Here is a 22,500-nt window from a genome sequence, read left to right as displayed (position 1 = left end):
ATGAAATAAGCGCAGAGCAGGAAGATGGATATCCGTCTTCCTGTTTTTAGGTTTATCAGGTGTAAATGTAAAAAAAATGTGTTATACTGATAAAGACTGTGAGTCAGATTATGAGAACATGGAGGATAAAACATTTGAATTTAGCAGCGTTAACAGCATATGAATTAATCAAAGAAGAAAATCTGACAGACATCCATGCAAAGGGATATCTGCTTCGACATAAAAAGAGTGGAGCTAAAATCAGCCTTATTTCCAATGATGATGAAAATAAGGTCTTTTATATTGGATTCCGTACTCCGGTAGAGGACAGCACCGGCGTACCACATATCATTGAGCATACGGTATTGTGCGGTTCAGACAAGTTCCCGGTGAAGGACCCGTTTGTGGAACTGGTGAAGGGCTCTCTAAATACATTCTTAAATGCCATGACTTACCCGGACAAGACCGTTTATCCGGTGGCAAGCTGCAATGATAAAGATTTTGCTAATCTGATGGATGTATACTTAGACGCTGTGTTCCATCCGAATATCTATAAGAAAGAAGAAATCTTCAAACAGGAAGGCTGGCACTATGAATTAGAGGATAAAGATGCACCGGTTACCATCAATGGAGTGGTATACAATGAGATGAAGGGCGCATTTTCTTCTCCGGAGGGTGTCTTAGACCGTGTAGTATTAAATTCCCTGTTCCCGGATACCACATACAGCAATGAGTCCGGCGGTGACCCGGAAGTAATTCCGGAGCTTACTTATGAGCAGTACCTTGATTTCCACCGGAAATTCTATCATCCATGTAATTCTTATATTTACCTTTATGGAAATATGGATATGGACGAAAAACTGGAATTTCTCGACAAAGAATATTTAAGCCATTATGATAAAATCGAAGTAGATTCCGCAATTCAGCTGCAGGCTCCTTTTGAAAAGCCGGTAACCATCAGCAAGCCATATTCCATTGCATCTTCCGAAAGCTTAGAGGATAATGCATATCTTTCCTATAATGTGGCAATCGGAACGAATCTTGAGAGTGAACTGACTCTGGCATTTGATGTCTTGGATTATGCACTATTAAGTGCACCGGGAGCACCGTTGAAGCAGGCACTTATTGATGCAGGAATCGGAAAAGATATCATGGGCGGATTTGATAACAGCACCTTACAGCCAATTTTTTCTGTGGTGGCAAAGAATGCCAATAAAGAAGACGAAGAGAAGTTTGTAGGAATTATCGAAGATACTTTAAAGAAAATCGTCAAAGACGGTCTCAATAGAAAATCCCTGTTAGCAGGAATCAACAGTGAAGAATTCAAATTCCGTGAAGCAGATTACGGCAATTTCCCGAAGGGATTAATTTATGGATTATCCTGTATGGACAGCTGGCTTTATGATGATGACGAACCATTCTTATATCTTAAAATATTAGACGTATTTGCAGCATTAAAGGAAAAGATTGAAACAGGATATTTTGAAGAACTGATTCAGAAATATCTTTTGGATAACAGCCATAAGTCCTATGTATCCATTGAACCGGAAAAAGGCTTAAATGCCAGGCTGGAAAAAGAATTAGAAGAGAAACTGGCAGCTTATAAGAATGGCTTATCAGAAGAAGAGATTGATAAGTTAGTAGAGGATACAAAACATTTAAAACTGTATCAGGAAGAGCCGTCACCAAAGGAAGACCTGATGAAGATTCCGATGTTAAAACGGCAGGACATGAAGCGTGAAGCACAGCCGCTGGTATATGAAAAGGTAAGCTGCAATGGCATCGAAACCATTCATACCAACATTTATTCCAATGGCATTCATTATCTGAATCTGATGTTTGATATCAGTGATATTACAGAAGAAGAACTGCCATACCTTGGGGTGTTAAAAGCTGTACTTGGTTATATGGATACAGAGCATTATAACTATGCAGACTTAGCAAATGAGATTAATCTTATGACCGGCGGTATCTCTTCCCAGATTAATATTTATGCGGATACTAAGAAAAAAGACAGTTTCCATGCAAAATACGAAGTACGTTCCAAGATTCTTTATCAGAATTTAGAAGAGGGGCTTAGACTTCTTTCTGAGATTCTGATGGGCACACAGATTACAGATGAAAAACGTCTCTATGAGATTTTAGCGCGTATCAAATCGAGACTGCAGATGTCCTTAAGCTCTGCCGGACATTCCGTATCTGCCATGCGGGCAATGTCTTATTTCTCACCGGTAGCCCGATTCAATGACCTGCTTGGCGGAATTGCACTGTACCGGACGATTGCAGAATTAGAAGAACATTTTGAAGAAAAGAAGCAGTTCTTAATGGATAAATTAAGAAGCCTTACAGAGAAAATATTTGTAAAGAACAGACTGTTGATTTCCCTGACGGCAGACGCAGAAGGATATCAGCTGTTAGAAGAAAAATTCCCGCAGTTCTTAACTGTTTTACCGGATGGAGCAAAAGAGGGAGAAGCAGTTACCTTCCATTGTGAGAAAAAGAATGAAGGTTTCTTAGATGCATCCAAAGTACAGTATGTATCCAGAGCCGGAAATTATTTATCGAAAGGATATTCCTATACCGGAGCACTTCGTATCTTAAAAGTAATTTTAAGCTATGATTACCTTTGGATTAATGTCCGGGTAAAGGGTGGTGCATATGGTTGCATGAGCGGATTTATGCGGAATGGAGATGCATATTTCACTTCTTACCGTGACCCGAACCTTAAGAGCACCAATGAGATTTACGAAGGTATCCCGGCATATTTAAGAGCCTTTGATGCAGATGAACGTGATATGACAAAATATATCATAGGAACGGTAAGTGATATGGATACCCCGTTGAATCCGGCTGCCAAGGGCATGCGTTCCGTAAGTGCTTATCTTACCAATATTTCTTATGAGGAATTACAGCGTGAGAGAAATGAAGTTTTAGATGCACAGCCGGAAAATATCAAAAATCTCGCAGTGCTTATTGAAGCAGTACTCGCACAGGATGCCTTGTGTGTCATCGGTGCAGAGGAAAATGTAGAAGCAGAAAAAGATATGTTCTTAGAAGTAAAGAATCTTTATTAAAAGCTGTGGGTAATAGTCCCGCAGCATACATAAGAAGGAGTAAGTATGACGGAAAATTTTAAATCAGGCTTTGTAACACTGATTGGACGGCCGAATGTAGGAAAGTCCACCTTGATGAATCATCTGATTGGACAGAAGATTGCAATTACATCCAATAAACCGCAGACTACCAGAAACCGTATCCAGACTATTTATACGGATGAAAACAGAGGACAGATTATTTTTGTGGATACACCTGGTATCCATAAGGCAAAGAATAAGCTGGGCGAATTTATGGTAAATGTGGCAGAACACACATTGAATGAAGTGGATGTCATTTTATGGCTGGTGGAACCGAGTGATTTTATCGGCGCAGGAGAGCAGCATATTATTGAAAAGTTAAAAACTGTAAAGACACCGGTTATTCTGGTTATCAATAAATTAGATACCTTGGATAACAAGGATAAGATGCTTGAGTACATTGACACTTATCGTAAAGTCTATGACTTTGCGGAAATCGTACCGGCATCTGCACTGCGGGGAGAAAATACGGATGTTATCATTGATTTGATTTTTAAATATCTGCCGTATGGTCCGATGTTTTATGATGAAGATACCATTACCGACCAGCCGGAGCGTCAGATTGTGGCAGAGCTGATTCGTGAAAAAGCCTTACATGCCTTAAATGAAGAAATTCCTCATGGAATTGCCGTTTCTATTGACCAGATGAAGAAACGCAAAGGTAAGAAAATGTTTGATATTGATGCCACGATTATCTGTGAGCGGGATTCCCACAAGGGAATTATTATCGGCAAGCAGGGAGCCATGTTAAAGAAGATTGGTACCAATGCCAGATATGAGATTGAGCGCCTCTTAGATGCCAAGGTTAATTTAAAGCTCTGGGTAAAGGTGAAAAAAGACTGGCGTGACAGCGATTATATGATTAAGAACTTCGGATACCGGGAAGAGGAATTCTAAATATTGACAGTATTATCTTAAGTGCTTCTGGAAAACCTAATTTCATACAAGTATGAAGAAAGGGCAGGAAGGAAGCATATGGTAAGAGCAAGCTGGAATCATTTTACTTTGACCGGAAGTGTAGATGATTATCTTAAGTTTAAGGAACAGGAAAAAGAAGAACAGGATGGATTGGGCAGCCTGAAAGAGAAAGTAAGAGGTGAACAGGACCGTGGGCACAAACGTGATGGTTACGGGTATGGTGCTTACCGCAATGCCAATCAGTGAATATGACAAACGAATTACGATACTGACCCTGGAGAGGGGAAAGATTACGGCGTTTGCCAGAGGTGCAAGAAGACCGAACAGTACACTGCTGGCAGCCTGCAATCCCTTTTCCTTCGGACAGTTTGAAGTCTATGAGGGCCGTACCTCCTACAATGTGGTGCGGACAGAAATTAAAAATTATTTTACCGAACTCACCACAGACTTGAATGATACATACTATGGATTTTATTTTCTTGAGATGGCAGAATATTATGCCCAGGAAAACAGTGATGACCGGGAAATGCTAAAGCTGCTTTACCAGTCCTTAAAGGCACTTGGAAAGAAGAATTTTGATAACCGGCTGGTCCGCGTAATTTATGAATTGAAAATGATGGTGCTAAATGGAGTATATCCGAATCTTTTTTCCTGCCAGAAATGTGGAAAAAAGGAACCGATGCAGTTTTTCAGTGTGCAGCGCGCCGGGCTTCTTTGTGATTCCTGCAGCGAAACCGAGCATGGCAGACGGTTAGATGCATCTACCATTTATACGATGCAGTATATTATTACCACGGAATCAGCAAAGCTTTTTCATTTTGCAGTATCAGAAAAAGTGTTGTTTGAACTGATTCGGACGGTGAAGGAATTTCGGGAAAAATATGCACCCCATACATTTAAATCAGAGCAATTTTTAGAAGGACTTTTCTGATTTATGGGAGAAGCCGGGCATTTTGCCTGAGGTAACGCTTGAAATACCAAACCGAAAATAGTATAATTGTTGAGATTATGAGATACAGGGATTTGGAGGTTCGTATGAAGAAGAAGATAAGTGCACTCCTTGTAATGCTGTTAGCCTGTGGAATATTTGGCGGCTGCGGTGCTACAAAAGATGCAGATACCACAACACTCTTTCCGGAGAAAAAGGGTGGAATCACAGAAGTTGCAGTAGGCGACTTTGACAAAGATAATTATGATGAGAATGAGCTGGAACAGTATGTAAAGGATTCCATCAAAGAATATGAAGACAATGATGGCGCCGGGACAGTAAAATTAAAAAATCTTTCCGTAAAAGACGGAGTCGCAAAGCTTGGTATGCATTACAGTGACAGCACAGCATATTCTGCATTTGTGGGAGATACCGTATTTACCGGAACGGTGGTACAGGCAATTGCTGCCGGATATGATTTTAATACAGATTTCGTAGCGGTAACAGATGGAGCTGCCGGAGATGCAGCGGACAGCAAAGATGTCATGAAAAATGATGACTATCATGTTATCGTATTAAGCAAAGGTGTAGACGTTACGGTAGATGGAACACTGCAGTATGTTTCTTCCGGAGTAACCGTCAAGGATAAGAACACTGCAACCGTGGATGAAATTCCTGCTGGTGAGACAGCAGAAGCAAGATATATTATTTATAAATAGAATGCGAGGAAGAATTTTATGGAAAAATCAATGGAAAAAATTGTAGCTTTAGCAAAGGCAAGAGGTTTTGTATATCCGGGTTCCGAGATTTACGGTGGACTGGCAAATACATGGGATTACGGTAACCTTGGTGTAGAATTAAAGAATAATGTGAAACGTGCCTGGTGGCAGAAATTCGTACAGGAAAATCCATACAACGTTGGTGTAGACTGTGCCATTCTTATGAACCCGCAGACATGGGTAGCTTCCGGACATTTAGGCGGATTTTCAGACCCTCTGATGGACTGTAAAGAGTGTCATGAACGTTTCCGTGCAGATAAGATTATTGAAGATTATGCAGAAGAGCATGGCATTACATTAGAGACTTCTGTAGATGGCTGGAGTCAGGAAGAAATGATGAACTTCATCAAAGATAACAGTGTTCCATGTCCATCCTGTGGAAAACATAACTTTACAGATATCCGTCAGTTCAACCTGATGTTCAAGACCTTCCAGGGTGTAACTGAAGATGCAAAGAATACGGTATACTTAAGACCGGAAACAGCACAGGGTATTTTTGTTAACTTCAAAAACGTGCAGAGAACATCCCGTAAGAAAGTGCCTTTCGGCATCGCACAGATTGGAAAATCTTTCCGTAACGAGATTACTCCTGGTAACTTTACTTTCCGTACCAGAGAGTTTGAACAGATGGAGCTGGAGTTCTTCTGTGAGCCGGGTACCGACCTTGAGTGGTTCCAGTACTGGAGAACCTTCTGCCATAACTGGCTGTTAAGCCTTGGCATGAAAGATGAAGAATTACGTCTTCGTGACCATGATCCTGCAGAGCTTGCATTTTACAGTAAAGCAACTACCGACTTTGAATTCTTATTCCCGTTCGGATGGGGCGAACTGTGGGGAATTGCAGACCGTACCGACTATGACCTGACACAGCATCAGAATACATCCGGTCAGGATATGTCTTACTTTGATGATACCAAGAATGAAAAATACATTCCATACGTTATTGAGCCATCTCTTGGAGCAGACCGTGTGGTACTTGCATTCCTTTGTGCAGCATATGACGAAGAGAACATCGGAACAGAAGAGAAACCGGATATGAGAACCGTTCTTCATTTCCATCCGGCACTTGCACCGGTTAAGATTGGTGTGCTTCCACTTTCCAAGAAATTAAATGAGGGCGCAGAAAAAGTATTTACACAGCTTTCCAAAAAATACAACTGTGAATTTGATGACAGAGGAAATATCGGTAAGCGCTATCGTCGTCAGGATGAAATCGGAACTCCATTCTGTGTAACTTACGATTTTGAATCTGAAACAGACGGAGCAGTTACGGTACGTGACCGTGATACCATGGAGCAGGAGCGTATCAAAATCGAAGATTTGGATACATATTTTGCAGAAAAATTCACTTTCTAAATCAAACACTTTATTTTTTACATGACTGAATGGTCTGATTTCGAAAAAATGGTTGCGAAACTATAAAATTATGATAAAATGAATATGTGCGCTTGTGGACAAGTGGCACGCATAATGGGTGACATTGTGGATATCAATTGTTGTTGATAACAGACGATGTTCGCATATCAATAAACCAAAGTAAATTTATTAGGAGGAATTCAAAATGGCAAACAAATGGGTTTACATGTTCAGTGAAGGAAACATGTCCATGCGTAATCTCCTTGGTGGAAAAGGTGCTAACCTTGCCGAGATGACTGATATCGGTCTTCCAGTACCACAGGGATTCACAATCACAACAGAGGCTTGTACTCAGTATTATGAGGATGGCCGCAAGATTAACGACGAAATCATGGCACAGGCTATGGAAGGCGTTAAGAAAATGGAAGAGATTAACGGAAAGAAATTCGGAGACCTCAAGAATCCATTACTTGTTTCTGTTCGTTCCGGTGCCAGAGCATCTATGCCAGGTATGATGGACACCATCTTAAACCTTGGACTGAATGACGAAGTAGTTGCAGCAATGATCGCTGGAAACCCAGATCCTAAATTCGAGCGTTTCGTATATGACTCTTACAGACGTTTTATCCAGATGTTCTCTGACGTTGTTATGGAAGTTGGTAAGAAATATTTCGAGCAGCTCATCGATAAGATGAAAGCAGACAGAGGAGTTAAGTTCGACGTTGAACTTACAGCCGCTGACTTAAAAGAATTAGCAGAGCAGTTCAAAGCTGAGTACAAGAACCAGTTAGGAACCGATTTCCCATCTGATCCTGTAGAACAGTTAAAATTAGCTATCGAAGCTGTATTCCGTTCATGGGATAACCCACGTGCAAACGTATATCGTCGTGATAACGATATCCCATATTCATGGGGAACAGCTGTTAACGTAATGCCTATGGTATTCGGTAACTTAAATGATGAGTCTGGTACAGGTGTTGCATTCACCCGTGATCCTGCTACAGGCGAGAAGAAATTAATGGGTGAGTTCTTAATCAATGCTCAGGGTGAGGACGTAGTTGCTGGTGTTCGTACACCTATGCAATCGCTCAGATGGAGCAGGAATTCCCAGAAGCATATGCTGAGTTCATCAAGGTTTGTGAGACTCTTGAGAATCACTACCATGACATGCAGGATATGGAGTTTACAGTAGAGAACAAGAAGTTATACATGCTTCAGTGCCGTAATGGTAAGAGAACTGCTCCAGCAGCTCTTAAGATTGCATGTGACCTTGTTGATGAAGGACATAAGACAGAAGAAGAAGCAGTAGCTATGATCGATCCTCGTAACTTAGATACACTTCTTCATCCACAGTTTGATGCAGCAGCATTAAAAGCAGCTACACCAATCGGAAAAGGTTTAGGAGCTTCTCCTGGAGCAGCTTGTGGTAAGATCGTATTTACAGCAGAAGATGCAGAAGCTTGGAACGCTCGCGGAGAGAAAGTTGTACTTGTTCGTCTTGAGACATCTCCGGAAGACATCACAGGTATGAAAGCTTCCCAGGGTATTTTAACTGTTCGTGGTGGTATGACATCTCACGCAGCTGTAGTTGCCCGTGGTATGGGTACATGCTGTGTATCCGGATGTGGCGATATCGCTATGGACGAAGAGAATAAGAAATTCACTCTTGCTGGAAAAGAATTCCATGAGGGAGATTTCATCTCTATCGATGGTACAACAGGTAACATCTACGATGGCGAAATCAAGACAGTTGACGCTACCATCGCTGGTGAGTTCGGCCGTGTTATGGCTTGGGCTGACAAATATAGAAAACTTAAAGTTCGTACTAATGCAGATACTCCTGCAGATGCTAAGAAAGCTCGTGAGCTTGGAGCAGAAGGTATCGGACTTTGCCGTACAGAGCATATGTTCTTCGAAGAAGACAGAATTGCAGCATTCCGTGAGATGATCTGTTCTGACACTGTAGAAGAAAGAGAAGCAGCTCTTGAGAAGATTCTTCCATATCAGCAGGGAGACTTCAAAGCTCTTTATGAAGCACTGGAAGGATGCCCGGTTACTATTCGTTTCCTGGATCCACCTCTTCATGAGTTCGTTCCTACAGAGGAAGCTGATATTAAGAAATTAGCAGATGCTCAGGGCAAAACTGTTGAGCAGATTAAGACAATCATCGATGGACTTCATGAGTTCAACCCAATGATGGGTCACAGAGGATGCCGTCTTGCTGTAACATATCCTGAAATTGCTAAGATGCAGACAAAAGCTGTTATCCGTGCAGCAATCGAAGTTCAGAAAGAGCATGCAGATTGGAATGTGAAACCTGAAATCATGATTCCATTAGTATGTGAAGTTGAAGAGCTTAAATACGTTAAGAAAGTAGTTGTTGAGACAGCAGACGCTGAGATCGCAGCTGCAGGCGTTAAATTAGAGTACGAAGTTGGTACTATGATCGAGATTCCTAGAGCTGCTCTTACAGCTGATGAAATCGCTAAAGAAGCTGACTTCTTCTGCTTCGGTACTAACGACTTAACTCAGATGACATTTGGATTCTCCCGTGACGATGCTGGTAAGTTCTTAGATGCTTACTATGACAAGAAGATCTTCGAGAACGATCCATTTGCTAAGTTAGACCAGACTGGTGTTGGTAAACTTATGGATATGGCACTGAAACTTGGTAAGCCAGTTAATCCGAACCTTCACGTTGGTATCTGTGGAGAGCACGGTGGAGATCCTTCATCTGTTGAATTCTGCCACAAGATTGGTCTTGACTATGTATCATGTTCACCATTCCGTGTACCAATCGCTAGATTAGCAGCAGCTCAGGCAGCAATTGCTAACAAATAATTATTGGACAGGAACAATATAATATACAGCATATCTCATATATCGTGGGAATGCTGTATATGCAGGATAAGCCTCACCGTATGGTGAGGCTTATCTATCTTGTGAAATGGTACTTATATTGTATAGTATTTTTGTATTGCATAGCATTTTTATATTGCATAGTGCTTTTTAGCTTGTGCAGCATGATTGTTATATGACCTTATATTTCGCTTGCTGCCAGGTTCTTATTCTTCTGGCAGGATGATAACAGAATATTCTTATTACGAATCCATTCGCTTATTTGTTGAAAAATCTTAAGTTTCTTTATCAAATTCCATTTAATTACAAAATTCAGTTAAGGCATAATATTCAAGTAATTATATTTTGAAAGTAATCATATCATTTAGTTTAATTATATTATTTAGTTTAATCATATTATATGGTCAAATCATATTGTTTGGTTTAATCATATTATATAGTCAAATCATATTGTTTAGTCTAATCATACTAATTCAGTTCTTTTAAAGTTTCTAGTATGAAAAAATCTCCATTTATATCAAAAAAATCCCTGAAAAATGAAAAAAATCATACTAAACAGTAGAATCTAGTTTTTTAGTATGAAGAAAGCTGAAAAAGTGTTGAAAAAATCATACCAGATATATGTTGCAAGAGAAAGAAGTATGATTATGGCATAAGGCAGACTATCATGCGAAGTATGTGACAATAGGAATCGTTGTTTAAATATGAAAATATAAGAGCTATAAAAACTATAAGAGCTGTAAAGAATACAAGAATTGTAAAAGCTATAAGAACTGTAAAGAATATAAGAACTTTAAATCTTATAAAAGAAAGGAATAATGCTTATGAAAAATTGGATACAAAATGAAATAAATGAATTGCAGAAGATACTCAATGATATAAAGCATTTTGAAGAGAAAGCACCAAGTGGTACGCTGAGAATTCATAATAAAAATGGAAAAACGTATTATTACAGGCAGATGAAAGATGAAGAAGGGAAGATGATACAACAATATCTTCCACTAAGAGAAATGAATTTTATTCGTATTCTGGCACAGAAGAGCTATTGCAAAAAGCTTAAGACCAAAGCAGAGAGAAATTTAAAAATACTTCAGCAGGTGGAGGCTGATTATGATATAGGATGGATGAGAGAGATTTATGAGGAGCAGGAATACCAGAGGAAGAAGTTGATCACACCATATCTAAAACCGGAAGAAGTTGTTTTGAAGGAATGGGAAGAGGAAAAATATGAGCAGAATATAGAATATCCGGAGAATTTACGATATGAGACGGAGCATGGGGAACTGGTGCGTTCCAAGTCAGAAGTGCTTATAGCTAATATGCTGCATCAGAAAAAAGACATTCTGCTATATAAGTATGAACGCCCATTAAAGTTAAAAAAGAAAGGAAAAGAGATAGAAATATATCCGGATTTTACAATTTTAAATAAGGAAACCGGGCGGATTCTTTATTGGGAACATGCTGGAATGATGGATAATATATCTTATGTAGGAAATTTTATCCGAAAGCAGAATTTATATATAGAAAATTATCTTATGCCGGGGCGGGATGTTATTTTTACTTATGAATCTTCGGAAAGTCCATTTGATATTTCAGGTGTAAAGAAGATGATACATATGATGATTGATGAAACAGAATAATATGCTGTCAGATTGGATATATGATGTGAATATATTCCTTGCATCTTTGTCTTATTTGTATTATAATTAATAACACAAATGAGACAAAGAAAATTTTAGAAAGAAAATTTAGAAAGGAAGTTTAGAAAGGAAGTTTTCAGATGGTCATATCGATTGATGAGACAGCGGAAGTGCCGATTTACCAGCAGATTCGTAATCAGATTGTACTGGGAATTTCGGATGGCAGGTTAAAGCCAGGTGAGCAGCTTCCAACGGTCCGGGCTTTGGCAGGAGAGATAGGAATCAATTCTATGACAGTAAATAAGGCATATGCATTATTAAAGCAGGAAGGATATATTTATACCGACCGGCGGAATGGCGCTCATGTGCGGAATGAATTTACTGAGACAAAGGAACTGCAGGAGAAATCCAAAATAATATTACAACAGGTGATTTCCGAGGCAAAGATATGTGGCATAACGCAGGAAGAATTTTTAGCATTATGCAGGAATATGTATAAGGGGTGATGAAGATGTTTCTTAATATTATATTTTTTGCAACATTGTATCCGGTATTATTTATTGTATATGTGGTAATGGCGCTGCAAAGCGGACAGAAGAATGGAAGTATTTTTGGTGTAAATATGAAACCGGAATGGTTCGAAGAGGATGAAGTAAAGGCAATTCAGAAGCGGTTTAAAAGAGAAATGAGATGGTATGGGCTGCTGCTTGCGGTAATTCCTTTTAGCAGTCTTTTGACACCGTATTTTTCCATCCAGATGACGATCTGGCTGGTATGGATGTTTGGAGCAATTATATTACTGATGCTGCCATTGGTCTTTGCCAATAGCCGGCTGAAAGAATGGAAGCGGCAAAAGGGATACTATGAGACACAGTCAACAGAGCGATATGTGGAATTAAAGAATGCGGGAGCCATTCGGTGCATACATTTTTTCCAATTCTTTCTTCCGCTTGCCATAGGCATTATAGGTGCAGCTTTAGCACTGCCGGTTTATAAAATGGTTGGAATATCCTGTCTGATTGGAGCTGCCTGTGGATTCATTTATTTTCTGGTCGCAGTTATTATGGACAGACAGCCGATACAGGTCATCAGTTCAGATAGTGACATTAATATCAATTATAGCAGGGCAAAGAAAAATATCTGGAAAAATTTCTGGCTTTGCTGTATCTGGATGAATACCATATTGATATTATTTCTTCTGGCAATTTCATTCGTAGATAAGAAGGTAGAAAGCATAATGCTTATTGCCATGATAGTGTATGCAGTTCTCCTGCTGGTGATATGCATTCCGGTATTTATCAGACTGGGAAAAGTGGAAAAGGCTTATGCAGGCAAACATGATTTAAGCAACGGAACAGAAGATGATAGAAACTGGATAGGCGGTGTTCTTTATTATAATCCTAATGATCCGCATACGATGGTAGATAAAAAAGTCGGCATTGGAACAACTGTAAATATGGCGTCAAAAGCTGGAAAAGCAACAATGCTATTTACAGCACTGGTATTTCTTACTATTCCAATTTTATGTGCCTGGGTGATTGCAGAAGAGTTTACACCGATTCATCTGGAAATAGAAAATGGCAATCTTTGTGCAGAGCATATCCGCACCGATTATGAGCTTCCGCTGGATACCATAGAAGAGGTGGAAATGGTGACAGAACTTCCGCGCAGGTCTAAGATAAATGGAACAGGAATGGATAATCTTGAGAAAGGAACATTTAAGATTTATGAGCAGGGAGAATGTCAGGAGTTTTTAAATCCGCAGAATAAGAAATTTCTGCATTTTTCGGCAAATGGAAAACAATATTATATGAGCGGAGTGGATGATGTACAGACAGAAGAAATTTATAAGGAAATTCTGAGCAGATAGAAAGAGATTGAAAATAGAAAATTGAAAAAATAGGAAAGATTGAAAACGGCCGGCAGGAAAAACACATAAGAAAGGAATGTGTTTTTCCTGCCGGCGGTCTGTATTCAAAAGTGAAATTAGTTTTTCTTTCGTATATGAATTTCCGGAATCGCAACATTATCAAAGCTGACACTGGAAGTCTGTTCATCGGAAGATTCAGATGGAAAGGCAGCAGTGGTATTTTCTGCTGTATCCGGAGTGGAAGATGTCTTGTGCACCTCTGGAATGGCAACATTATCATAAGTCAGATCATAATTTTTCTTTTCACGTTCTTTTCTTGCATTCTTGATTTTATTTTTAAAATGAAACATAAGGTGCTCCTTTATTTACAAAATATTAATAAAAAATGTAATTACAAGGCTGTTGATGAAATCGGCAAAGAGACTTCCCACCAGTGGAATCAGAAGGTATGCTTTGACGGATGGAACATAGCGGTCGCAGAGAGCCTGCATATTTGCCATGGCATTTGGTGTGGCACCCATACCGAATCCGCAGGTACCTGCAACAAGGACTGCTGCATCATAATCCCGCCCCATAATATTGAACTCAATAAAGTAAGTAAATACAGCAATCAGAATGACCTGTGAGCTTAATAAAATGATAAGCGGAAGTGCCAGAGAAGCCAGTTCCCATAATTTTAAAGTAATCATAGCCATACCAAGAAATAATGACAGGGAAATACCACCCAGGTCATTAATTTCTCCCATATGGATCGTGGCATTGCCATGGGAGTATTCCACAATATTACGAATCAGTGCGGCTGCTAACATGGCACCAATATAAATTGGAAAAGTCAGTCCTGTTTTTGTCAGAAAATAGGAGAAAATAGTACCAAGTCCAATGGCAAGGATAAGCTGGAAAACAGCGGAAGCATACATGTTGGTATGGCGTTCGTGTTTTTTCTCATCTTCCACTAAGAGGCTGTCATCTTCGGAAGCAACAGTAGAGAGAAGATTTTTCTTTTCTACCAGGCGTTTTCCTAAAGGACCGCCAATCAGGCTTCCTGTAATCAGACCGAAGGTAGCAGCAGCGGTACAGATGGTAGTGGCACCATGGATATTGAAATCCTCCAGTACCGGTCCAAAAGCACCTGCTGTACCATGTCCGCCCACCATTGGAATGGAACCGGTACACATACCGATTAATGGATTTAATCCTAATAGTTTGGATAATCCAACGGCAAGAAAGTTCTGGGTAATAATAAGGGTAATGACCAGTCCTAAAAATACTGCCATGGATTTCCCACCACTTTTTAAGACTTTTAAGTTAGCCTGAAATCCTACGGAAGTAAAGAAGAATACCATACATACTTCCCGCAGGGTATCATCAAAGGAAAATTCTGCAACTCCGGTGCTGTAACAGATACAGGTGAAAATCGCAAAGAGCAGACCGCCGATAACGGGTGCCGGAATACAGAATTTTTCCAGAAAATGTATTCTTTTTCGTAAAAAACTTCCCAGCATGAGTACCAGCACAGCAACAGCTAAGGTCTGGTACATATCTAAATGTATATTCATAGTGTTCCTTTCTAGTTTGGTGTATTGCTTTCGGAAGAAAGCGTAATGCCCTGCTTCTCATAATAGGCAACAGCACCCGGATGGAATGGAATCGGTATGCCATCAGTAGCATAAGTTTCATCTAATTGCAGGCTTAAAGAAGTTGCATACTGTAAATCCTTCGCATGGGAAAAAAGCCATTTCGTTAAGTGTTCTACTGTATCGGTAGAGAGCCTGTCGGAAGCAAGGAGAACCGCTTTGACACCAAGGGTATGGATATCTTCCGTCTGTCCGGTGTAAGTATTGGCAGGAATGGTATATTCACTATAGGATGGATAAGCAGACAGCAATTTATTCCTGCATTTCTCATCAATATCCAAAAGACGGATATCACATTCTTTGGCTAATTCTTTGATTACAGTTGTCTGGATACCGGCAGTACAGAAAAATGCATCGATTTTTCCATTGATAAGCTGGTCAGCAGCATCGGTATAATCGAGGTTTACTGTTTTCACCAGTTCAGTGGTAAGTCCGCTCATGGTCAGAATCTGGTTAGCGTTCTGTTCAGTACCGGAATCCTCCGCACCGATGCTGACGGTTTTGCCCTGTAAATCATCCAGCGTCTGAATATTGGAGTCTGCACGGATGACAATCTGACAGGCTTCCGTATATAGCCCGGCAATAGCGGAATATCCCTGACAAGGATCTCCCTCAAAAATTCCACTGCCTTCATAGGCGGAGGCAATCAGGTCAGACTGGGCTAATCCAAGTTCGATATATCCACCGGAGAGCAGCCTTAGATTGGCAGCAGAGCCTGCGGTTGTCTTAACTTCAAACTGATAGGTATCATCCTCCGAGGAGGCAAGTCCGGTAAAGGTATTGGCAAAGGTATAGTAGATTCCACCTATGTCAGCGGCACCAAAGCGGATGGTTTTCTGATAACCACTGCATCCACTCACAAAAAGCAGTGCAAGACATAGAAGAAGACGGAATGGTTTCTTCATATATAAAATCCTTTCTTTTTAAAATTTAATCCTAAAGAAATATTTTACAATAATTTTTTCAGAAAAGGAAGAGCGAAAAATTAGTGAGAAAAAATATCGTTAATCCTATATTTTTTTAGAAAAAAAGAGATTATAATGTGATGGAATGAAATGAAGGAGGAAGGATTTATGCAGAAAATAACAGTAAAAGTAGATGGTATGCAGTGTGGAATGTGTGAGGCACATGTAAATGATGCAGTGCGGGCAGCATTTCCGGTAAAGAAAGTAACTTCATCCCACAGTAAAAAAGAGACCGTAATTATTACCGATACCGATATTCCAGAGAAAAAAATCAAAGAAGTGATTAAAAACAGTGGATATGATGCGTTAGAAGTAACAAAAGAACCATATGAGAAGAAGGGATTATTTTCAGCATTCCGCAAGTAAACAGAATATCTTAAGAAAAATAATATATATATTATCGGCATAGTATGTTAAAATGAGGAATCGGAAATAATAGGAAAAGAGGACAACGAAATGTTATTGGATTTTGTAGAAATGCTGAAGGTTATTTTTCTTGGAATTGTAGAAGGAATTACAGAATGGCTTCCAATCAGCAGCACAGGACATATGCTTTTAGTGGATGAATTTATCAGGCTTGATATGACAGATTCATTCAAAGAGATGTTTTTCGTGGTGATACAGTTGGGAGCTATTCTTGCGGTAGTGCTTTTGTTCTGGAAGAAAATGTTCCCGTTTCAGTTTAAAGACAAGACACAGCCGGTCATCCGGAAAGATATTTTTTCTTTATGGTTTAAGGTTGTAGCTGCCTGCATACCGGGAGCTGTGGTAACGCTTTTGTTTGATGATTATGTGGATGCACATTTTCATACACCGCTTGTGATTGCTGCTGCATTGATTTTCTATGGTTTTGCGTTTATTCTGATTGAAAACTGGAATAAAAAGCGGAAAGTAAGGGTGGAAAGCTTAAATGATATTACTTATCAGACAGCATTTTTTATCGGATTGTTTCAGGTACTTGCAATTATTCCGGGAACCTCCCGTTCCGGTGCAACCATTATCGGAGCACTTTTAATCGGAGTATCCCGTGTGGCTGCAGCAGAGTTTACATTTTTCCTGGCTGTGCCGGTTATGTTTGGCTGGAGCCTGATCAAACTTATTAAGTTCGGCTTTGCGTTTTCTGCTCAGGAACTTTGTGTCTTAGGCTTAGGCTGCGTGGTAGCATTTGCGGTATCTGTAGTAGTCATTCGTTTTCTGATGGGCTATATCAAAAAACACGATTTTAAAGTATTTGGCTGGTACCGGATTATTCTTGGAGCCATTGTTTTAGGCTATTTTGCACTATAGGAACCGCTTAAGAAAATGAGAGATTCTTCCGATATAAAGAATGGAACAGATTGTTTTAAGCAAAAGGATTTGCTTATAGATATTTTCAAGGAGGAATTTTTATGAACACAAACGCAGTAAATCAGGTGGCAGAAAACGTTTCTGGTTATACGGAATCGGAAAAGAGCAGCAAAGTCTCCGGAAAAACCATTGGAGAGCCAAAGCTTTCGGATAAGGCGAAAGAGTATTATGAGAAGCTGAAAAAGAAATTTAGCACGATGGATTTCATTCTGGTATCCAAGGATATGAAAGAGACAGCAAAAGCCAATGCAGGACAGTATGCCAATGCCAACAAAATGGTGGTTCTGATTGATGAAGAGAAGATTGAGCGGATGGCAGAAGATGAGTCTTACCGGAAACAGTACGAGGGAATCATAGCCAATGCATCCAGTCAGCTTGCAACCATGCAGAGTCGGTTTGCTAATGGACAGAGTGGTGTGAAGGCATATGGCATTCAGGTAAATGATGGCGGCAATGCATCATTTTTTGCAGTTGTAGATAAGTCTTTGTCTCTTCAGAAGAAACGTATCGAAAAGAAACAGGAAGAAAACCGTGCAGAACGTAAAAAAGCTCAGAAGGAAGCTTTTGAGAAACGAATGAATAAGGAGGATGAAGATACATCTTCCGTTAAGAAATCGGACAGGAATGACAGCACGGATAAAACTGGTAAGAGTGAAGATCTGGTAACGGTTACTGCCGGTTCGTTGGAAGAACTGGAAAAGAAAATCCAGGATATGTTATATGACAGCATGAGCGATTATGTATTTACACCACAGGAAAAACAGGTTGGCTGGAATGTAGATTTTCGTGGATAATAAATAAAAGGCAGGATACAATATGGAAAAGAGCCCCTATCTATTGCACTCCGGGCAGCCCTGACTTTCTTAATCCACTGGGAAATCAAAGTGGAGAAAAAGGACTGCCTGGAGTAGAGGCCCGATTCGTATGCTGACGTTCCGGAAGGGAATGGATAAACTGGCGTGGTGTCGTTCCATAGCGTTTTTTAAATTCCCGGTAGAAGTAGGAAAGGCTGCTGAAACCGGCAGTCATGGCGGCATCTGTAATGGAAAGCTCCTGCTGTTCTAAGAGGTCGGCAGCCTTTTGCAGGCGCAGGCTCTTGATATAATCTAAGCATGACATTCCGACATATTTCTTAAAAAAGCGCATGAAATGGTATTCGCTGAAATAGCAGGAGGATGCCAGGCTTTCAATAGAAATATTTTCGGTATAATGTAATCCGATATATTCTAAGACACCCTTAATCTTCTGGGTATGTTCGCTTTGAAGCTGTGGCTGCTCAGAACTTTTGCTACAGTACGGAAGTAGAAGGGTAAGAAGCTTTAACAGCAGGGATTTTAACATCAGTTCATATCCCGGCTGGGCAGCGGAATAACAGTTGCTGATTTCATAGAACAATGCGAGGGCATCCGGGTAGACCGGGTGCTCTTTTACTATATGAAAAGGGGGAATCAGCTGCTGCTTGGCAAGGGGCATCAGATATCGCATGGCACAGATATCTGCAGAGGATGCACCAAGGAAATCAAGGTGAAAGACATATGTTTCCGAATGCATATGCCCGGCAGGTAATATGGCAATGGAATGCAGAGCCAGTGGAGGAATGAAAACGAAATCTCCAGGCATAGCCTGAAAGCTTTCAAGGTCAACCTGATACGTACAGACACCGCTGGTAATCAGGGTAAATTCAGCCTCTTCATGCCAGTGTGGCGTAACAATGGGATACCGTTCCTGCAACGTAGTAAGATATTTCTTTAATGGAAAAATTCGTTCGCCATGAACGGCCTTTTCTTTTTGTTCCAGAGGGAGTTGTTTTTTATCTTTCATGGGAATCTCCTTTTAATGTTGCTTATTTAAACAGCATTTATCCTGATTTTTTATACAAACAAAATGAAAGAAATGGAATTTTGGATGCAGACGATGGAAGGTAGGTCTGATGCAAAACAGTGCATTTCTAAAATACATTTTTTCTTTCTATGATAAAAACAGTCTTTCCAATGTTTGACAAGATATCTGTACCGTTCGCCGAAGTATGGATGCATGATAAGGATTGTTAGGCGCACTTAGAATTTTATACAGCAATAGCCAACGCTGGCACAGGGACGTGCCGGCGAGGCGCATATGAACATGGATGTGAATTTGCGCCGGTTGGCAGATAAAATAATATTAATACTGAAATTCTTAGTGCGCCTTACTATCTTTATGCAGCATCCACACTCGACGGACGGTGCAGATATCCTCGTCAAAGCAAGCGGAAAGACAGTTTATAATCAAGAAAAAATGTATCTAAGAAATGCTGCTATTTTGTATCCTATAACCTACCTTCCACCGTCTGCATCTGAAATCCATAATCATATCGTTTATTTTGTTTTACATAAAAGAGCAGGATTGTGCAATAAAAACGCAAATATCACGGAAGAAACTTCCTAAAACTTCGTATATAATAACAGTATCATACAAAGAACGAAGTGTAAATACAGAAATAATGGAAATATGGAGGATGAGAACATGAAGAAAAAATGGTGGCATGACAAGGTAGCATATCAGATTTATCCAAAGAGCTTTCAGGACAGCAACGGAGATGGAATCGGTGATTTGAGAGGAATCATATCCAGACTGGATTATTTAAAGGAACTGGGTATCGATATCGTATGGCTTTCACCGATTTATAAATCCCCATTTGTAGACCAGGGATATGATATTTCAGATTATTATAATATTGCTGAAGAATTCGGAACCATGGAAGAGTTTGATGAGCTGCTTGCGGAAGCAAAGAAACGTGATATGTATATCGTAATGGATCTTGTGGTAAATCATTGCTCCGACCAGCATGAGTGGTTCCGGAAAGCACTGGCAGACCCGGATGGAGAGTATGCAGATTATTTCTATTTTGTGAAAGGAAAAGATGGCAGGGCTCCAAGTAATTACCGTTCTTATTTTGGCGGAAGCACCTGGGAGAAGGTGCCAAACAGTGATAAATACTATCTTCATATGTTCGCCAAAGAGCAGCCGGATTTAAACTGGGAGAATCCGGTAGTACGTCAGAAAATCTATGAAATGGTAAACTGGTGGTTAGACAAAGGCGTGGCAGGATTCCGTATTGATGCAATTATCAATATTAAGAAAGATATTAATTTCCCGTCCTTTGAGCCGGATGGACCGGACGGACTTGTAACCTGCATCAGGATGGTAGAAGAGGTAAATGGAGTAGGAGATTTTCTCGAAGAATTAAAACATAAGACTTTTGAAAAGTATGATGCCTTTACGGTAGGAGAAGTCTTTAATATGAAAGAAGATGAGCTCTTAGAATTCATCGGAGAGGATGGACATTTCTCTACGATGTTTGATTTCAGTGCCCATGTGCTTACTTTTGGTGAGCATGGTTGGTACGACCAGAAACCATTACGTTTTGAGGAATGGCGGAAAGTAATTTTTGATTCCCAGCAGGAATTACAGGGAAAATGCTTTAAGGCAAACATTATTGAAAATCATGATGAGCCAAGAGGAGCAACACATTATCTGCCGGAGCATGCCAGAAATGATGCAGGAAAGAAGATGCTTGGAACTGTATCCGTTCTTTTGCGTGGAATTCCATTTATCTATCAGGGACAGGAAATCGGGATGACCAACTGCAAACGAAATGATATTTCAGAATATGATGACATCAGCACCATCGACCAGTATCAGGAGGCGTTGCGTGCAGGACTCAGTGAAGAAGAAGCCTTGAAATGCTGCTATGAGAACAGCCGTGATAATGCCAGAACACCAATGCAGTGGTCCGATGGAAAAAATGGCGGATTTACCGATGGAACTCCATGGCTTGCCATGAATCCGAATTACATGGAAATCAATGTAGCAGCCCAGGAGCATAAGGCAGATTCTGTATTGGCTTATTATAGGAAATTAATTGCACTGCGTAAGGCAAAAGAATACAAAGATACTTTCACTTATGGTATTTTTAAACCAAAATATGAAAATGCAGATGACATATTTGCTTTTGAACGGGTAAATGAAGAAAGCGGTCAGAAGCTTTTGATTCTTGCAAACTTTGGAACAGAAGAGCATACCATCACATTAGAGCAAAGAATTGCCAAGGTATTGTTAACCAATGAAGGCCGCCAGGAAGCAATCAATGCTGAGGCAGCCCTAAATGGAACAATTACATTAGACAGCTGTGAAACCGTTGTCTTAGAATTAGAAAAGTAAGATTTGTGGAAGCAATTTAATCTGGAAATTTATTCCATAATCTTGCCATCAACAGAGATGGTAACAACCTGCCATGGAATCATTTTCCCGCTTTGCTTTAAGGCATTCTGGACAGCCATTACAATGCCGCCACAGCACGGAACCTCCATGCGCACAATACTGATATCTCTGATATTGTTATTGCGGATAATTTCAGTAAGCTTTTCACTGTAATCCACATCATCCAGTTTGGGACATCCAATCAGGGTGATGTGGTTTTTTATGAATTTTTCATGGAAATTGCCATAGGCAAAAGCTGTACAGTCTGCAGCAATCAGCAGTCTTGCATTGTCAAAATACGGAGCATTTGTAGGTGCTAATTTAATCTGAACCGGCCACTGGGTAAGCTGGCTTTCCGGTGCGTTTCCTGCTGTGACTGCGTTGGATGCAGTATCGGATGTGGTATTAGAGCCTGCAGAAGTATTTTCCGTGTTTTTACGCTGCATGGAGCGCATCCGGCTGCCCGGACATCCGCTGAAAACCGGAGCTGCGTGATTGGCTGAAACTGCAGGTTTTACCGAAGCCGCTTCACGGTTCTTTAAGTGCTCTTTTACAGCGGCTTCGTCATAAGCTGCGGCTTCCCTCTGTACAAAGGTAATAGCACCGGTAGGACATGCCGGAAGACAGTCACCTAACCCATCGCAGTAATCCTCTCTTAAAAGCTGGGCTTTTCCATCGACCATGCCGATGGCACCTTCGTGGCAGGCGGATGCACATAAACCGCATCCATTACATTTTTCTTTATCAATATGAATTATTTTACGAATCATTTTAGATTCCTCCTCGTTGATTTTGTATAGTCAGTATACTATAATAGCAATAAATAATCGGTTGGAAAAACAACGGAGGTTA

The 22,500-nt window shown here is 40.2% G+C and carries 19 protein-coding genes and 1 pseudogene; 15 read left to right on the top strand and 5 right to left on the bottom strand.

All coding sequences use genetic code 11. The features are described from left to right. The first annotated feature begins 134 nt into the window (after positions 1-134). The 10 genes and pseudogenes from DWY37_RS02595 to DWY37_RS02550 all read left to right on the top strand — a co-directional run bounded on the left by DWY37_RS02595 (position 135) and on the right by DWY37_RS02550 (position 13,463). Positions 135-3,053, top strand: coding sequence for an insulinase family protein (locus tag DWY37_RS02595; protein ID WP_330417528.1), 2,919 nt, complete (start codon positions 135-137; stop codon positions 3,051-3,053). 45 nt (positions 3,054-3,098) lie between these two features. Beyond that, entirely contained in the window at positions 3,099-4,010 is a 912-nt protein-coding gene (gene era, locus DWY37_RS02590; RefSeq protein ID WP_118541515.1) for a GTPase Era, read from the top strand. Between the two features lie 78 nt (positions 4,011-4,088). Beyond that, positions 4,089-4,277: a YqzL family protein gene (locus DWY37_RS02585; protein WP_117697057.1), complete on the top strand. Its 189-nt coding sequence runs from the start codon at positions 4,089-4,091 to the stop codon at positions 4,275-4,277. Further along, the gene (recO, locus tag DWY37_RS02580; protein ID WP_118544376.1) at positions 4,222-4,962 is read left to right on the top strand and encodes a DNA repair protein RecO; all 741 of its coding nucleotides are present in this window, start codon (positions 4,222-4,224) and stop codon (positions 4,960-4,962) included. The genes DWY37_RS02585 and recO overlap by 56 nt, the downstream gene beginning before the upstream one ends. Before the next feature lie 104 nt (positions 4,963-5,066). Further along, positions 5,067-5,678: a hypothetical protein gene (locus DWY37_RS02575; RefSeq protein ID WP_117697063.1), complete on the top strand. Its 612-nt coding sequence runs from the start codon at positions 5,067-5,069 to the stop codon at positions 5,676-5,678. An 18-nt stretch (positions 5,679-5,696) separates the two neighbouring features. Next, complete coding sequence (locus DWY37_RS02570) at positions 5,697-7,094, top strand: glycine--tRNA ligase (RefSeq protein ID WP_022243038.1); 1,398 nt, start codon at positions 5,697-5,699, stop codon at positions 7,092-7,094. A 205-nt stretch (positions 7,095-7,299) separates the two neighbouring features. Continuing rightward, a pseudogene (gene ppdK, locus DWY37_RS02565) lies at positions 7,300-9,935 on the top strand (pyruvate, phosphate dikinase). Positions 9,936-10,777: 842 nt separating this feature from the next. Next, positions 10,778-11,593 carry a hypothetical protein gene (locus DWY37_RS02560; protein WP_117840962.1) on the top strand — a complete coding sequence of 272 codons (816 nt, stop codon included), beginning with the start codon at positions 10,778-10,780 and terminating at the stop codon, positions 11,591-11,593. A gap of 140 nt (positions 11,594-11,733) precedes the next feature. Further along, on the top strand, positions 11,734-12,099 hold the full coding sequence (locus DWY37_RS02555) for a GntR family transcriptional regulator (protein WP_117697075.1): 366 nt from the start codon (positions 11,734-11,736) through the stop codon (positions 12,097-12,099). A gap of 5 nt (positions 12,100-12,104) precedes the next feature. After that, positions 12,105-13,463, top strand: coding sequence for a DUF5808 domain-containing protein (locus tag DWY37_RS02550; protein WP_158551928.1), 1,359 nt, complete (start codon positions 12,105-12,107; stop codon positions 13,461-13,463). Between the two features lie 116 nt (positions 13,464-13,579). Here the strand turns inward: DWY37_RS02550 and DWY37_RS02545 are convergent, their stop codons facing one another. The 3 genes from DWY37_RS02545 to DWY37_RS02535 are packed head-to-tail and all read right to left on the bottom strand — an operon-like array spanning position 13,580 to position 16,002. After that, a complete protein-coding gene (locus tag DWY37_RS02545) occupies positions 13,580-13,813 on the bottom strand; it encodes a hypothetical protein (protein WP_117697081.1) in 234 nt (77 codons plus the stop codon). 15 nt (positions 13,814-13,828) lie between these two features. Continuing rightward, positions 13,829-15,019: a sodium/glutamate symporter gene (gene gltS, locus DWY37_RS02540; RefSeq protein WP_117697084.1), complete on the bottom strand. Its 1,191-nt coding sequence runs from the start codon at positions 15,017-15,019 to the stop codon at positions 13,829-13,831. An 11-nt stretch (positions 15,020-15,030) separates the two neighbouring features. Next, positions 15,031-16,002, bottom strand: coding sequence for a TAXI family TRAP transporter solute-binding subunit (locus DWY37_RS02535; RefSeq protein ID WP_117697087.1), 972 nt, complete (start codon positions 16,000-16,002; stop codon positions 15,031-15,033). Between the two features lie 168 nt (positions 16,003-16,170). Between DWY37_RS02535 and DWY37_RS02530 the strand changes: the two genes are divergently transcribed. The 3 genes from DWY37_RS02530 (at position 16,171) to DWY37_RS02520 (ending at position 18,203) form a co-directional block, all read left to right on the top strand. After that, positions 16,171-16,428 (top strand): heavy-metal-associated domain-containing protein, encoded by a 258-nt coding sequence (locus DWY37_RS02530; RefSeq protein WP_118056765.1) that lies wholly within the window; start codon positions 16,171-16,173, stop codon positions 16,426-16,428. Between the two features lie 90 nt (positions 16,429-16,518). After that, positions 16,519-17,349, top strand: a complete 831-nt coding sequence (locus DWY37_RS02525) for an undecaprenyl-diphosphate phosphatase (RefSeq protein WP_117946872.1) — start codon at positions 16,519-16,521, stop codon at positions 17,347-17,349. A 101-nt stretch (positions 17,350-17,450) separates the two neighbouring features. Beyond that, entirely contained in the window at positions 17,451-18,203 is a 753-nt protein-coding gene (locus DWY37_RS02520) for a DUF6033 family protein (protein WP_118540609.1), read from the top strand. A gap of 85 nt (positions 18,204-18,288) precedes the next feature. Here DWY37_RS02520 and DWY37_RS02515 read toward each other — a convergent pair whose 3' ends face one another. Next, positions 18,289-19,230: an AraC family transcriptional regulator gene (locus DWY37_RS02515; RefSeq protein ID WP_117697095.1), complete on the bottom strand. Its 942-nt coding sequence runs from the start codon at positions 19,228-19,230 to the stop codon at positions 18,289-18,291. 300 nt (positions 19,231-19,530) lie between these two features. Between DWY37_RS02515 and DWY37_RS02510 the strand changes: the two genes are divergently transcribed. Together DWY37_RS02510 and DWY37_RS02505 are read left to right on the top strand one after the other, a co-directional pair. After that, positions 19,531-19,833 (top strand): hypothetical protein, encoded by a 303-nt coding sequence (locus tag DWY37_RS02510; RefSeq protein WP_117840969.1) that lies wholly within the window; start codon positions 19,531-19,533, stop codon positions 19,831-19,833. A 78-nt stretch (positions 19,834-19,911) separates the two neighbouring features. After that, on the top strand, positions 19,912-21,609 hold the full coding sequence (locus DWY37_RS02505; protein ID WP_118544377.1) for an alpha-glucosidase: 1,698 nt from the start codon (positions 19,912-19,914) through the stop codon (positions 21,607-21,609). 29 nt (positions 21,610-21,638) lie between these two features. On the opposite strand, the gene DWY37_RS02500 is transcribed toward DWY37_RS02505, so the two are convergent. After that, positions 21,639-22,418 carry an ATP-binding protein gene (locus DWY37_RS02500; RefSeq protein WP_117697101.1) on the bottom strand — a complete coding sequence of 260 codons (780 nt, stop codon included), beginning with the start codon at positions 22,416-22,418 and terminating at the stop codon, positions 21,639-21,641. Positions 22,419-22,500 lie beyond the last annotated feature (82 nt).

Source organism: Roseburia sp. AF25-13LB (genome assembly GCF_003478915.1).
Classification (GTDB): Bacteria; Bacillota; Clostridia; order Lachnospirales; family Lachnospiraceae; genus Roseburia_C; species Roseburia_C amylophila.
The sequence above is the reverse complement of the archived record's forward strand: the minus strand, read 5'-3'. Positions and strand labels throughout refer to the sequence as shown.

What these genes read in the sequence shown, in the direction of transcription:
- era (WP_118541515.1), top strand. Translation starts at nt 3,099, where the DNA reads ATGACGGAAAATTTTAAATCAGGCTTTGTAACACTGATTGGACGGCCG.
- DWY37_RS02585 (WP_117697057.1), top strand. Translation starts at nt 4,089, where the DNA reads ATGGTAAGAGCAAGCTGGAATCATTTTACTTTGACCGGAAGTGTAGAT.
- DWY37_RS02575 (WP_117697063.1), top strand. Translation starts at nt 5,067, where the DNA reads ATGAAGAAGAAGATAAGTGCACTCCTTGTAATGCTGTTAGCCTGTGGA.
- DWY37_RS02570 (WP_022243038.1), top strand. Translation starts at nt 5,697, where the DNA reads ATGGAAAAATCAATGGAAAAAATTGTAGCTTTAGCAAAGGCAAGAGGT.
- DWY37_RS02560 (WP_117840962.1), top strand. Translation starts at nt 10,778, where the DNA reads ATGAAAAATTGGATACAAAATGAAATAAATGAATTGCAGAAGATACTC.
- DWY37_RS02555 (WP_117697075.1), top strand. Translation starts at nt 11,734, where the DNA reads ATGGTCATATCGATTGATGAGACAGCGGAAGTGCCGATTTACCAGCAG.
- DWY37_RS02550 (WP_158551928.1), top strand. Translation starts at nt 12,105, where the DNA reads ATGTTTCTTAATATTATATTTTTTGCAACATTGTATCCGGTATTATTT.
- DWY37_RS02545 (WP_117697081.1), bottom strand. Translation starts at nt 13,813, where the DNA reads ATGTTTCATTTTAAAAATAAAATCAAGAATGCAAGAAAAGAACGTGAA.
- gltS (WP_117697084.1), bottom strand. Translation starts at nt 15,019, where the DNA reads ATGAATATACATTTAGATATGTACCAGACCTTAGCTGTTGCTGTGCTG.
- DWY37_RS02535 (WP_117697087.1), bottom strand. Translation starts at nt 16,002, where the DNA reads ATGAAGAAACCATTCCGTCTTCTTCTATGTCTTGCACTGCTTTTTGTG.
- DWY37_RS02530 (WP_118056765.1), top strand. Translation starts at nt 16,171, where the DNA reads ATGCAGAAAATAACAGTAAAAGTAGATGGTATGCAGTGTGGAATGTGT.
- DWY37_RS02525 (WP_117946872.1), top strand. Translation starts at nt 16,519, where the DNA reads ATGTTATTGGATTTTGTAGAAATGCTGAAGGTTATTTTTCTTGGAATT.
- DWY37_RS02520 (WP_118540609.1), top strand. Translation starts at nt 17,451, where the DNA reads ATGAACACAAACGCAGTAAATCAGGTGGCAGAAAACGTTTCTGGTTAT.
- DWY37_RS02515 (WP_117697095.1), bottom strand. Translation starts at nt 19,230, where the DNA reads ATGAAAGATAAAAAACAACTCCCTCTGGAACAAAAAGAAAAGGCCGTT.
- DWY37_RS02510 (WP_117840969.1), top strand. Translation starts at nt 19,531, where the DNA reads ATGGATGTGAATTTGCGCCGGTTGGCAGATAAAATAATATTAATACTG.
- DWY37_RS02505 (WP_118544377.1), top strand. Translation starts at nt 19,912, where the DNA reads ATGAAGAAAAAATGGTGGCATGACAAGGTAGCATATCAGATTTATCCA.
- DWY37_RS02500 (WP_117697101.1), bottom strand. Translation starts at nt 22,418, where the DNA reads ATGATTCGTAAAATAATTCATATTGATAAAGAAAAATGTAATGGATGC.